Source organism: Phytobacter cepae, from assembly GCF_054165735.1.
Genome location: NZ_CM135107.1, coordinates 904,287 through 916,111, shown reverse-complemented (window position 1 = coordinate 916,111; position 11,825 = coordinate 904,287). Strand labels below are relative to the sequence as shown.

Genomic DNA, 11,825 nt, shown 5'->3' with positions numbered 1-11,825 from the left:
TGGCAAAGACACATCCAGAATTGAGACGTTTACGTTATGAACATCGGTCTGTTTTATGGCTCCAGCACCTGCTATACCGAGATGGCGGCGGAGAAAATCCGCGACATCATTGGCCCGGAGCTGGTGACGTTACACAACCTGAAAGATGACGCTCCTGAACTGATGGAGCAGTACGATGCGTTGATCCTCGGCATTCCAACCTGGGATTTTGGCGAGCTACAGGAAGACTGGGAAGCCATTTGGGACAAGCTCGACACCCTCAACCTGGAAGGGAAAATTATTGCCCTTTATGGCATGGGTGACCAACTTGGCTACGGTGAATGGTTCCTCGACGCGCTGGGTATGCTGCATGACAAGCTGGCCCCGCGTGGGGCAAAATTTGTCGGCTACTGGCCAACCGAGGGTTACGAATTTACCAGCCCTAAGCCAGTGATTGCCGACGGTCAGCTTTTTTGCGGCCTGGCGCTGGATGAAACCAATCAATACGATCTCAGCGATGAGCGCCTGCAAAGCTGGTGCGAACAAATCCTGGTAGAGATGGCCGAGCAGTTTGCCTGACGCCCTCTTCCCTTAATTCTGCCCCTGCGCCGATTGCTGCGAAATCATTCGGCGCAAATCACGCCACTCCTGCGCGTCCATACTGTCGGCAGCCAACCATAAATGCTGACGACGTCCCTCTTCACTTCGCCGTAAACGCAACATCATGCCGATGCTGAGCATCCAGGGCGTACCAACAATCTCCCACTCCACACCCTGCCAGCGCAGACGGGAATCCATTAACAGTTTGATTTCACCCTGGCACGCATTAATACGGCGCTGGCTGCGCACGCTGTCGAACACCACCAGCGAAAGCAGTAACAGCCAAAGCGGCGTGTAGCTCAGTGGCCAGGGTACGAGCAATACAAAGGCCGCCATCAAACCATGGAGGAGTAAAGAAAGCCATTGTGAGCGCCACGAGACGCGTAAATCAGATTGCCACAGGACCACGTTCCCGATTCCGTGTTTGAATTAACTGTACCATCCGTTGCAACTCGCCATCCTGCGGTTTGCCGTGATTCATAAGCCAATTAAATAAATCTGGATCATCACTTTCGAGAAGACGCACAAAAACGCGCTTATCGTCGTCGCTTAGCGAATCATATTCATGTTCAAAAAAAGGCATGATGGAAATATCGAGTTCGCGCATTCCGCGCCGGCACGCCCAGTGAATACGGGCTTTATTGTTAATATCCATTTCAGATTCCTGCATAGCCGCGATGGGAACCCATTGTAACGTGTTTTCAATCATCCATTAGCGGAATATTTGGATTTACGAGGAGAGTTCCAGAATAAGTCTAAGAGTTGTAAACCATTGCCTCTTTTTACGTTGCATCTCGCAAACCTTTATTAGCGCACAAATCGCCTGTTTTTATCGCTTGCATTGATGGATGGCTCTTTTACCATTACGTCATGACACCGCGTCAGGCTAATCAGGATACTACTTATGTCTTTTACTCCGTTTCCTCCGCGTCAGCCGACCGCCTCTGCGCGTTTGCCGCTGACACTCATGACCCTTGAAGACTGGTCTTTAGGCTCCATTACGGGTGCGGACAGCGAGAAATATCTGCAAGGGCAAGTCACTGCCGATGTGGCGAAATTAACTGACGAACAGCACCTGTTGGTTGCGCACTGCGATGCGAAAGGCAAGATGTGGAGCAATTTGCGTCTGTTCCGTAAAGAAGAGGGGTTTAACTGGATTTTGCGTCGCAGCGTCGCAGCCGACCAGCTGACTCAGTTGAAGAAATATGCCGTTTTCTCAAAGGTGGTTATCGCCACTGACGAGGAAAAAGTGCTGCTCGGCGTTGCCGGTTTCCAGGCACGTGCCGCGCTGGCAAATCTTTTTGCTGAGCTGCCTGACGCTGAAAAACAGGTTGTGCGCGAAGGTGAAACAGCCGTGCTGTGGTTTGCTCATCCGGCAGAGCGTTTCCTGCTGGTCACTGATGCAGCGACAGCAGAGCGCGTGACTGAAGCATTGCGTGGCGAGGCGCAGTTAAACAACAGTCAGCAGTGGCTGGCATTAAACATTGAAGCCGGCCTGCCGGTGATTGATGCAGCCACTAGCGCGCAGTTTATTCCTCAGGCCACAAATATTCAGGCGCTGGGCGGCATTAGTTTCAAAAAAGGCTGCTATACCGGTCAGGAGATGGTCGCCAGGGCAAAATTCCGCGGTGCCAATAAGCGTGCGCTCTGGTACCTGGCGGGAAATGCCAGCCGGGTACCGGAAGCGGGTGAAGACCTGGAAATGAAAATGGGCGAAAACTGGCGTCGTACCGGCACGGTACTGGCCGCCGCTCAACTGGATGACGGCCGTATTATGGTGCAGGTGGTGATGAATAACGACATGGAACCGGACAGCGTGTTCCGCGTGCGCGACGACGCGAATACGCTGGCTATCGAGCCGCTGCCCTACTCACTGGAAGAGCAGTAAATTCAGTGCCGGGTGGAGACTTCCCCTACCCGGCAATCTTTCTTAAAGCTGCCCCACGTACAGATAAATCGCCAGGAAATGACAAACGCTACCGCCCAGCACAAAGCCGTGCCAGATAGCATGGTTATAGGGAATGCGTTTGCAGACGTAAAAAATCACGCCCAGCGAATAGACCACGCCACCTAATGCCAGCAACATGACTCCGCCAGGGGGCAGTCGCGTCGCAAGCTGATAAATCACAATCAGTGACAACCAACCCATGGTCAGATAGGTCACCAGCGACAGCACCTTAAAGCGATGCGCGATGGTCAGTTTGAACAGGATCCCGAGCAGCGCCAGGCTCCAGATAACAATCATTAATCCACGCGCCAGCGGTGAGTCCAGGCCGACGAGCAGGAACGGAGTATAGGTACCGGCAATCAGTAAATAGATGGCGCAGTGGTCAAATTTTTTTAGCCACACTTTTGCGCGCTGATGAGGAACAGCGTGATAGAGCGTTGAAGCCAGAAACAGCAAGATCATGCTGCCCCCATAGAGGCTGTAACTGGCGATCGCCATCGTACTGGCGTTACTGTCCACCGCCTGAACCAGCAGCAGCACCAACCCCACAATACCAAACACCAGCCCAATGCCATGGCTGATGCTGTTGGCTATCTCCTCAGCCAGCGTATATCCCTGCGCGATAAGTGGTTTATCCACCATAATTAACTCCGGGAAAACTCAAATTGAAACGTCGCGGGTATAGAGTAACTGAGAATGGTTTCAGTGCACACCTGTTCGCTAAAAATAATTAGATGAAATTATTTAAGTATAAAAATCAAAACGTTAACTAATTAAATTGAACTCACATCCGTACTTTTTTATTAAAGACATTTAAAATCAATCACATAAAACTGATGCTGTCCGGGATAGATACCAGTGATGACCTGCTTGAGCTCAGCCAGCGTCATGTTCTCCTGCCGTGCATGGCTGTCGGTAAGGGTATCCAGCGTCACGGTGGAAGTGCCTGTCACCTGGATCGTGCAGAAGTACTCATCATCCTCGTAGCGCCCGACGCGCAGAATATCGCCCGCGTTGAAATGGGATTCAGCTTTATCACGGATCGTGATGGTTTTACGCCCGGCCAGAATGTCGCTCTGAAAGCGTTTAAAAAAAGTGATGTCGTTCGGCTGCATGTTATTATTCCCTGATGATAAATTTGATAAGTGAGTCATTCCCATCGTGAGTATGTTCTCCCACGCCGCCATTGCCAGTCTCAACAATCTTGAGATGATGGTCTACAACTATGTCGTCAAAAACCGTGACAAAGTGATGTACATGACCATCCGCGAACTGGCCGACGGAGCAGGAGTTTCCACCACCACGGTGCTGCGATTCTGCCGCAAGCTGCAATGCGAAGGTTATTCTGAATTTCGCGTGCGCTTCAAATTATATTTAGAACAGAATGAGCCCCAACAGGCTAATTTTGGTGCCAGTGAAATTATTAGCTTTTTTAAAAGCGTTAACAACGATGAATTCGATATTCTGTTAGACAAAGCCGTCGATATTATATTGTCATCAGAACGAATTATATTTGTGGGCGCGGGAACATCTGGTGCGTTAGCAAAATATGGCGCACGATTCTTTTCCAATATTGGTAAATTCAGTAACCATATCGATGATCCTTATTTTCCGGTCACTAACGATATGGCCAGAAACGCGCTGGCGATTGTGCTTTCTGTCTCCGGTGAGACCGAAGAGATCCTGCGGTTCGCCAGCCAGTTCAGCCTGCACCACTGCAAAGTGCTATCTATAACCAGCCACGAACACTCTCGTCTTGCGAAGCTCGCCGACTTCAATCTTTCCTGGCATGTTCCACAAACGCGCATCGCCGGCGTTTATGATATCACGACCCAAATTCCGGTTATTTATATTCTCGAATCATTGGGCCGAAAACTGGCGAGAAAAATAGCATAAAAAAACAGGCTGTTTTTTTGATGTAACAAGTTACCGCCAGGGTGATTTGTTATATCGTGACATTTTTATTCCCTTTGTTAGACTCGACCGCAGAAATTAATATATCGGGACGAGCGACGATGAAAAAATTGACCTTACCAAAAGACTTTTTATGGGGCGGCGCGGTAGCTGCGCATCAGGTTGAAGGCGGCTGGGATAAAGGCGGCAAAGGCCCGAGTATTTGTGATGTACTGACCGGCGGCGCGCACGGCGTGCCACGCGAAATCACCCAAGAGGTCATTGAGGGGAAATACTACCCTAACCACGAAGCCGTCGAGTTCTTCAGCCACTACAAAGAAGACATCAAACTCTTCGCCGAGATGGGCTTCAAGTGCTTCCGTACCTCAATCGCCTGGACCCGCATCTTCCCGAAAGGGGACGAGCTGCAACCCAACGAAGAAGGTCTGAAATTCTACGATGATATGTTTGACGAACTGCTCAAATATAACATCGAACCCGTTATCACCCTGTCTCACTTCGAAATGCCCCTGCATCTGGTCCAGGAATACGGCGGCTGGACTAACCGTAAAGTCGTTGATTTCTTTGTTCGTTTCGCTGAAGTCGTCTTTGAGCGTTATAAAACCAAGGTCAAATACTGGATGACCTTTAACGAGATCAACAACCAGCGTAACTGGCGCGCACCGCTGTTTGGTTACTGCTGCTCCGGCGTGGTCTACACCGACCATGAAAACCCGGAAGAGACCATGTATCAGGTACTGCACCACCAGTTCGTGGCCAGCGCTATCGCCGTGAAAATCGGTCACCGCATCAACCCGGAAATGCAGATTGGCTGCATGCTGGCGATGGTGCCGCTGTATCCGTTCTCCTGCAAACCCGAAGATGTGATGTTTGCTCAGGAATCCATGCGTGAGCGTTATGTCTTTACCGATGTGCAGTTACGCGGTTACTACCCGTCCTACGTGCTGAACGAGTGGGAACGTCGTGGCTTCAATATCAAAATGGAAGCAGGCGACGAGCAGGCGCTGCGTGAAGGCACCTGCGACTACCTGGGCTTCAGTTACTATATGACCAACGCGGTGAAAGCGGATGGCGGTACGGGCGACGCAATCTCTGGCTTCCAGGGCAGCGTGCCGAACCCACACGTCAAAGCCTCCGACTGGGGCTGGCAGATTGACCCGGTGGGTCTGCGTTATGCGCTTTGCGAACTGTATGAGCGTTATCAGAAGCCGCTGTTTATCGTTGAAAACGGTTTTGGCGCTTACGATAAAGTAGAAGAAGATGGCAGCATCAACGACGACTACCGCATTGATTACCTGCGTGCCCACGTCAAAGAGATGGTGGAAGCCGTTACTTATGACGGCGTTGACCTGATGGGTTACACCCCGTGGGGCTGCATCGACTGCGTCTCCTTTACCACCGGTCAGTACAGCAAGCGTTACGGCTTTATCTATGTGAACAAGCATGATGACGGTACCGGCGACATGTCCCGTTCCCGTAAGAAGAGCTTTGACTGGTATAAAGATGTGATCGCCAGCAACGGCGAGAATATCTAACCGGGTTCCCCTCATCCTAACCTTCTCCCCATAGGGGAGAAGGGACTTTCCGGTGCGGTCTGTCATAATGACTCAATCGGATTTACCCCCTCGCCCCCTTTGGGGAGAGGGCTGGGGTGAGGGGGAATTGCTTACTTTCCGCCCGCCAGCTCAATAAAGCTTCCCGTCACATAGGACGCTTTCTCGCTCAACAGCCAGACAATCGCCTGCGCTACCTCTTCCGGCTGACCACCCCGCTGCATCGGTAGCGAGGCCTTTACCCGATCCACTCTGCCTGGTTCACCCCCAGAGGCATGCATTTCGGTATAGATAAACCCCGGACGCACGCTGTTCACGCGAATCCCCTGTGCTGCCACTTCAAGCGACAATCCGGTGGTAAGCGTATCCATCGCCCCTTTTGACGCGGCATAGTCGACATATTCCCCTGCCGATCCTAATCGTGCACCGGCTGATGAGACGTTCACAATCGCTCCGCCCTGCCCGCCATGGGGCAGCGCCATGCGTTTGATGGCCTCCCGGCAGCAGAGAAAGGTGCCCGTTACGTTGGTGCGCAGCACCTGGTTGATGCGTTCTGCCGTCATGGCTTCAACGCGGCTCTGGGTAAACAGAATGCCGGCGTTATTCACCAGCGCCGTCAGCGGCTCGCCTTCTTCATCTATGCGTGTGAACATCGCCACAACCTGCACTTCATCGCCAATATCCGCCTGAACCGCGAACGCTTTTCCGCCTGCGGCGATAATGGTTTCAACCACTGACTGCGCGGCCTGCGCATTGTGCTGATAATTAACCGCGACCCTGTACCCTTCTGCGCCCAGCAGCAGCGCTGTCGCCTTGCCTATTCCCCGACTGCCGCCGGTCACCAATGCAATTGCCACTTTTGTTCTCCCAATAAAAAAGCCGGGTGCAGCAAACGCTGACCCGGCCAGAATTATAGTGCGAATTAATTACTCGTAGTCGCTCATCGGCACACAGGAGCAGAACAGATTACGATCGCCGTAGACATCATCCAGGCGTTTCACCGTAGGCCAGTATTTGTTCGCCATGCCTGCCGGGAAGACCGCCTGCTCACGGGTGTAATGGTGCTGCCACTCGGCTACCAGCTCATTCTGAGTATGCGGCGCGTTCACCAGCGGGTTATCAGTAAGCGGCCATTCGCCCGCTTTCACACGACTTATCTCCGCGTGGATGGCCAGCATCGCATCGATAAAGCGATCCAGCTCAGCCTTGCTTTCCGATTCCGTCGGTTCAACCATCAGGGTGCCTGCAACCGGGAAGGACATGGTCGGCGCATGGAATCCGTAGTCAATCAGGCGTTTTGCGATATCCAGTTCGCTGATGCCGGTCTCGTCTTTGAGCGGACGAATATCGAGAATACATTCATGAGCCACGTGGCCATCACGTCCGGTGTAAAGCACCGGATAGGCCTCTTTCAAGCGCGTCGCGATGTAGTTTGCATTGAGGATCGCCACCTGACTGGCCTGCTTGAGGCCTTCGGCCCCCATCATACGGATATACATCCAGCTGATCGGCAGAATCGATGCACTGCCGAACGGAGCCGCAGATACCGCGCCCTGGCGGGTCAGCATGCCCTCGATTTGCACCACGCTGTGGCCCGGTACAAACGGTGCCAGATGCGCTTTCACACCGATTGGCCCCATGCCAGGACCGCCACCGCCGTGTGGAATGCAGAAGGTTTTGTGCAAGTTGAGGTGAGAAACATCGGCACCGATAAAGCCCGGCGATGTGATCCCCACCTGCGCGTTCATATTCGCCCCGTCGAGGTAAACCTGCCCGCCAAACTGATGCACGATGTCGCAGACTTCACGGATCGTCTCTTCATAAACACCGTGGGTGGACGGATAGGTCACCATAATGCAGGAGAGATGGGCCCCGGTCTGCTCCGCTTTCGCACGCAGGTCCGCCAAATCGATGTTGCCGTTTTTATCGCAAGCCACCACGACCACTTGCATACCTGCCATCTGGGCGGATGCCGGGTTTGTGCCGTGGGCAGAGCTTGGGATCAAGCAGATATCACGGTGGCCTTCGTTACGGCTTTCGTGATAGTGGCGAATCGCCAGCAGGCCAGCGTATTCCCCCTGCGCACCGGAGTTCGGCTGCATGCAGAGCGCATCGTAGCCGGTCAGTTTTACCAACCAGTCGGAGAGTTGGTTGATCATCTGATGATAACCTTCCGCCTGCTCTGCCGGGCAGAACGGATGTAATTCCGCAAATTCCGGCCAGGTGATGGGGATCATTTCTGCTGCGGCGTTCAGCTTCATGGTGCAGGAACCCAGCGGAATCATCGCCTGGTTGAGCGCCAAATCTTTGCGCTCCAGAGCGTGCATATAACGCATCATCTCGGTTTCGCTGTGATAGCGATTGAACACCGGGTGGCTCAGAATGGCATCGTCACGCAGCATGGCGGCAGGCACCGAGCGGCTGTCATGGGCCACGTCTTTGTCCAGCACATCAATGTCCAGTCCGCTTGCATCACCCAGTACCACCGCAAACAGCGCCTGAATATCGTCACGCGTGGTGGTTTCATCAAGCGTAATCCCCACCGCGTTGAGAATGTCGCTACGCAGGTTGATTTCAGCCGCTTCAGCACGTGCCAGTACGGCCGCTTTGTCTGCCACTTCCACACACAGGGTGTCGAAGTAGTGAAGGTGACGCAGTTTCAGCCCTTTTTGCTGCAGACCGGTTGCCAGAATATCGGCAAGGCGGTGAATACGACCTGCGATTCGCTTCAGGCCAACCGGGCCATGATAGACCGCATAGAGGCTGGCGATATTGGCCAGCAGCACCTGCGAGGTACAGATGTTGGAGTTCGCTTTTTCACGGCGAATATGCTGCTCGCGGGTCTGCATTGCCATACGCAGCGCCGTATTGCCAGCGGCATCTTTGGAAACACCAATGATGCGGCCCGGCATTGAGCGCTTGAATTCATCTTTCGCAGCGAAGAAGGCCGCATGTGGGCCACCGTAGCCCATCGGCACGCCAAAGCGCTGGGCCGAGCCGAAGACGATATCCGCGCCCTGTTTACCCGGCGCCGTTAACAGAACCAGTGCCATAAAGTCGGCAGCCACGCTGACGATAACTTTGCGGGATTTCAGCTCTGCGATAAGCGCGCTGTAGTCATGCACCTCACCCGTGGTACCGACCTGTTGCAGCAGCACCCCAAAGACATCCTGATGATCCAGCACTTTGCTCGCATCATCAACAATCACATCAAAGCCGAAGGTTTCAGCGCGGGTGCGAACTACATCCAGGGTTTGTGGGTGAACATCCGCAGCAACGAAGAAGCGGTTGGCATTCTTAAGCTTGCTGACGCGTTTTGCCATCGCCATCGCTTCAGCGGCAGCGGTGGCTTCATCCAGGAGGGAAGCTGAGGCGATATCCAGGCCGGTCAAATCAAGCGTCACCTGCTGGAAGTTCAGCAGCGCCTCCAATCGACCCTGGGAAACTTCCGGCTGATAAGGGGTGTAAGCGGTATACCAGCCTGGATTTTCCAGCATGTTGCGCAGGATCACAGGTGGCAACTGCACGGCGGTATAACCCATGCCAATGTAAGACTTAAAGCGCTTGTTGCGGCTGGCAATGGCTTTCAGCTCCGCAAGTGCCGCAAATTCGGTGGTCGCCTCGCCAATATCCGGCGGTGTCGCCAGCTGAATATCTTGCGGAACGATTTGCGAAGTCAGCGCATTGAGCGACTCGGCCCCCACGACGGCCAGCATGTCATGTTGCTGCTGTGCGTCCGGACCAATGTGTCTTTCAATAAATGCGCCGCGATTTTCAAGCTGACTTAACGTCTGAGTCATGAGCGAGGGTTCCTGAAACGTGCAAGTGAATTTACGTTCCCTCTCCCTTTGGGAGAGGGTTAGGGTGAGGGGAAGATTGGCACCCTCACCCCTGCCCTCTCCCAAAGGGAGAGGGGGAATAACGATGATTAATCTTCTAACAGTGCTGCATATTCTGTTGCACTCAACAGCGCATCAACTTCCGCTTCGTCGCTGGCTTTGATTTTGAAAATCCAGCCTTCACCGTATGGTTCGCTGTTAACACGTTCTGGAGCATCAGCCAGAGCTTCGTTCACGGCAACAATCTCGCCACCGATCGGTGCATAAATATCGGAAGCTGCTTTTACCGATTCGGCAACCGCGCAGTCATCGCCTGCGGTGACCGTGGCGCCCACTTCCGGCAAATCAATAAAAACCATATCGCCCAGCAGTTCCTGCGCGTGCTCGGTGATGCCCACGGTGTAAGAGCCGTCCGCTTCTTTACGCAGCCACTCGTGTTCTTTACTGTATTTCAGTTCTGCAGGTACGTTGCTCATCACAAAATCTCCAAATAAGAATGAATCACGCGACGGCTTTGCCAGCGCGTACAAAAACAGGTTTCGTCACTTTTACCGGCATTTCACGGTTACGGATCTGGACGATTGCCGTATCACCGATGCCTGCCGGCACGCGTGCCAGTGCAATACTGTAGCCAAGCGTTGGTGAGAATGTACCGCTGGTGATCACACCTTCCTGCGGGTTGCCGTGCGCATCGGTAAAACGCACCGGGAGTTCATTGCGCAGCACGCCTTTTTCGGTCATCACCAGCCCGACCAGTTGTTCGGTGCCCTTTTCACGCTGGGCTTCAAGCGCTTCACGCCCGATAAAGTCACGATCGGCCGGTTCCCAGGCAATGGTCCAGCCCATATTGGCGGCGAGCGGCGAAACACCCTCGTCCATCTCCTGACCGTACAAGTTCATGCCTGCTTCAAGGCGTAAAGTATCGCGCGCGCCGAGACCACAGGGCTTAACGCCAGCAGCAACCAGCGCCTGCCAGAAATCGGCAGCCTGTTCACTCGGTAGCGCAATTTCATAACCGGCTTCACCGGTATACCCGGTCGTCGCAATAAACCGGTCGCCGGCTTCAACGCCGAAGAAGGGCTTCATCCCTTCGACCGCCTGACGCTGTTCGTCGGTGAACAGCGTGGCAGCCTTCGCCTGCGCATTCGGCCCCTGAACGGCAATCAACGACAGGTCGTCGCGAACGGTGATGTCGATGGCAAAAGGTTCTGCGTGTTGGGTAATCCAGGAGAGGTCTTTTTCGCGGGTGGCGGAGTTTACAACGAGGCGGAAGAAGTCTTCGGTAAAGTAATAAACGATAAGATCATCAATCACCCCACCTGATGCATTGAGCATGCCGCTGTAAAGCGCTTTGCCGGGTTTGGTGAGTTTTGCGACATCGTTTGCTAACAGATAACGTAAAAATTCGCGGGTACGGCTGCCATGTAAGTCGACAATCGTCATATGCGAGACATCGAACATACCGGCATCGTTTCGCACTGCGTGATGCTCATCGATCTGCGAGCCATAATGCAGTGGCATCATCCAGCCATGGAAATCCACCATGCGGGCGCCGCACAGAATGTGTTGTTCATACAAAGGAGTCTGCTGAGCCATCTTTTCCTCGTCGAATAAGCAGGGCTATCACGTTTTTTGAGTGAAAAAACCCAGCGGATGACAGCGCGTCAACACCGATCCCGGCTGCCGACGCAAACGTTCACTTTTGCCTGAACTTACCACTGAAAACGACGCTTAACCATAAGAGAAAATGGGTCATCACATTAGCTTATGACCTTTTTTGATAAAAACCCTCCCAGAGGATTAATCTAACAAAACAGCAGATCCAGGATATTTAACGCTAGCTAATTCGAGATTCCGCCCCAATAGGCAGTTATTGCTTCTGCAAAAGAGATATTTTTCCCGATGAACAAAATCTGAGGGATGAGAAAATCTAATCCGAAAAATGCGGTGAAATTAGAATTTCTCAAATGAGCGAAGGCGAGCCTTCCCCGT

12 protein-coding genes are annotated in these 11,825 nt (G+C 53.1%); 4 read left to right on the top strand and 8 right to left on the bottom strand.

Going from position 1 to position 11,825, the window contains the following annotated elements; all coding sequences use genetic code 11:
- The first annotated feature begins 36 nt into the window (after window positions 1–36).
- On the top strand, window positions 37–558 hold the full coding sequence (gene fldB, locus ACUY4Q_RS04380; RefSeq protein ID WP_458045868.1) for a flavodoxin FldB: 522 nt from the start codon (window positions 37–39) through the stop codon (window positions 556–558).
- A gap of 12 nt (window positions 559–570) precedes the next feature.
- Here the strand turns inward: fldB and ACUY4Q_RS04375 are convergent, their stop codons facing one another.
- Window positions 571–987, bottom strand: coding sequence for a protein YgfX (locus ACUY4Q_RS04375; RefSeq protein WP_458045867.1), 417 nt, complete (start codon window positions 985–987; stop codon window positions 571–573).
- Entirely contained in the window at window positions 968–1,234 is a 267-nt protein-coding gene (gene sdhE / locus ACUY4Q_RS04370; RefSeq protein ID WP_458045866.1) for an FAD assembly factor SdhE, read from the bottom strand. The genes ACUY4Q_RS04375 and sdhE overlap by 20 nt, the downstream gene beginning before the upstream one ends.
- Window positions 1,235–1,483: 249 nt before the next feature.
- On the opposite strand from sdhE, the gene ygfZ reads away from it, so the two are divergent.
- The gene (ygfZ, locus tag ACUY4Q_RS04365) at window positions 1,484–2,467 is read left to right on the top strand and encodes a tRNA-modifying protein YgfZ (RefSeq protein ID WP_458045865.1); all 984 of its coding nucleotides are present in this window, start codon (window positions 1,484–1,486) and stop codon (window positions 2,465–2,467) included.
- 42 nt (window positions 2,468–2,509) lie between these two features.
- On the opposite strand, the gene trhA is transcribed toward ygfZ, so the two are convergent.
- Window positions 2,510–3,169, bottom strand: coding sequence for a PAQR family membrane homeostasis protein TrhA (gene trhA / locus ACUY4Q_RS04360; RefSeq protein ID WP_458045864.1), 660 nt, complete (start codon window positions 3,167–3,169; stop codon window positions 2,510–2,512).
- 161 nt (window positions 3,170–3,330) lie between these two features.
- Window positions 3,331–3,642 carry a N(4)-acetylcytidine aminohydrolase gene (gene yqfB / locus ACUY4Q_RS04355; protein WP_458045863.1) on the bottom strand — a complete coding sequence of 104 codons (312 nt, stop codon included), beginning with the start codon at window positions 3,640–3,642 and terminating at the stop codon, window positions 3,331–3,333.
- 52 nt (window positions 3,643–3,694) lie between these two features.
- Here yqfB and ACUY4Q_RS04350 point away from each other — a divergent pair, with 52 nt between their 5' ends.
- Together ACUY4Q_RS04350 and ACUY4Q_RS04345 are read left to right on the top strand one after the other, a co-directional pair.
- Window positions 3,695–4,423 carry a MurR/RpiR family transcriptional regulator gene (locus ACUY4Q_RS04350; RefSeq protein WP_458047258.1) on the top strand — a complete coding sequence of 243 codons (729 nt, stop codon included), beginning with the start codon at window positions 3,695–3,697 and terminating at the stop codon, window positions 4,421–4,423.
- A gap of 119 nt (window positions 4,424–4,542) precedes the next feature.
- On the top strand, window positions 4,543–5,976 hold the full coding sequence (locus tag ACUY4Q_RS04345; protein WP_458045862.1) for a 6-phospho-beta-glucosidase: 1,434 nt from the start codon (window positions 4,543–4,545) through the stop codon (window positions 5,974–5,976).
- A gap of 131 nt (window positions 5,977–6,107) precedes the next feature.
- On the opposite strand, the gene ACUY4Q_RS04340 is transcribed toward ACUY4Q_RS04345, so the two are convergent.
- From ACUY4Q_RS04340 to gcvT, 4 genes are all read right to left on the bottom strand, one after another.
- Window positions 6,108–6,851 (bottom strand): SDR family oxidoreductase, encoded by a 744-nt coding sequence (locus ACUY4Q_RS04340; protein WP_458045861.1) that lies wholly within the window; start codon window positions 6,849–6,851, stop codon window positions 6,108–6,110.
- Window positions 6,852–6,920: 69 nt separating this feature from the next.
- Window positions 6,921–9,794, bottom strand: coding sequence for an aminomethyl-transferring glycine dehydrogenase (gene gcvP / locus ACUY4Q_RS04335; RefSeq protein WP_458045860.1), 2,874 nt, complete (start codon window positions 9,792–9,794; stop codon window positions 6,921–6,923).
- A gap of 128 nt (window positions 9,795–9,922) precedes the next feature.
- Window positions 9,923–10,309: a glycine cleavage system protein GcvH gene (gcvH, locus tag ACUY4Q_RS04330; protein WP_458045859.1), complete on the bottom strand. Its 387-nt coding sequence runs from the start codon at window positions 10,307–10,309 to the stop codon at window positions 9,923–9,925.
- Window positions 10,310–10,334: 25 nt separating this feature from the next.
- A complete protein-coding gene (gene gcvT / locus ACUY4Q_RS04325; RefSeq protein ID WP_458045858.1) occupies window positions 10,335–11,429 on the bottom strand; it encodes a glycine cleavage system aminomethyltransferase GcvT in 1,095 nt (364 codons plus the stop codon).
- Window positions 11,430–11,825 lie beyond the last annotated feature (396 nt).

Bases quoted from the DNA above. Each gene is read 5' to 3' on its own strand.
- fldB (WP_458045868.1), top strand. From the start codon at position 37: ATGAACATCGGTCTGTTTTATGGCTCCAGCACCTGCTATACCGAGATG.
- sdhE (WP_458045866.1), bottom strand. From the start codon at position 1,234: ATGGATATTAACAATAAAGCCCGTATTCACTGGGCGTGCCGGCGCGGA.
- ygfZ (WP_458045865.1), top strand. From the start codon at position 1,484: ATGTCTTTTACTCCGTTTCCTCCGCGTCAGCCGACCGCCTCTGCGCGT.
- trhA (WP_458045864.1), bottom strand. From the start codon at position 3,169: ATGGTGGATAAACCACTTATCGCGCAGGGATATACGCTGGCTGAGGAG.
- yqfB (WP_458045863.1), bottom strand. From the start codon at position 3,642: ATGCAGCCGAACGACATCACTTTTTTTAAACGCTTTCAGAGCGACATT.
- ACUY4Q_RS04350 (WP_458047258.1), top strand. From the start codon at position 3,695: ATGTTCTCCCACGCCGCCATTGCCAGTCTCAACAATCTTGAGATGATG.
- ACUY4Q_RS04345 (WP_458045862.1), top strand. From the start codon at position 4,543: ATGAAAAAATTGACCTTACCAAAAGACTTTTTATGGGGCGGCGCGGTA.
- gcvP (WP_458045860.1), bottom strand. From the start codon at position 9,794: ATGACTCAGACGTTAAGTCAGCTTGAAAATCGCGGCGCATTTATTGAA.
- gcvH (WP_458045859.1), bottom strand. From the start codon at position 10,309: ATGAGCAACGTACCTGCAGAACTGAAATACAGTAAAGAACACGAGTGG.
- gcvT (WP_458045858.1), bottom strand. From the start codon at position 11,429: ATGGCTCAGCAGACTCCTTTGTATGAACAACACATTCTGTGCGGCGCC.